Annotated in this window: 1 protein-coding gene; it reads right to left on the bottom strand. The window is 67.4% G+C overall.

What is annotated here, in order from left to right; genetic code table 11:
- Positions 1-242, bottom strand: a 242-nt coding sequence (locus ACYZGB_RS23010) for a transposase (RefSeq protein ID WP_462391304.1), incomplete at both ends; no start/stop codon positions are given.

The following is a 242-nucleotide window of genomic DNA, read 5'->3' on the forward strand; positions in this document are numbered from 1 at the left end:
TGCGCAAGGCGCCGACGTCGGTCAGCACGGTCTTGGCGCTCTTGCCGTTGCGGTGATTGGCCGCAGCCCCTTCGGGCTTGGCCTGGCCGGACGCGTAGCCCAGGTGGTGACTCATCTCGGCGCCCAGTGCGCGCTCCAATACGGCCTTCTTGAACTGCTGGAAGATGCCCTCAAGCTCGGCTGGCGTCACCGGCCCGGGGATCAGTTGCTCAAGCGCTGCGGCTGAGAATTGCGGCTGCGCC

The organism is Acidovorax sp. Q11, assembly GCF_054950075.1.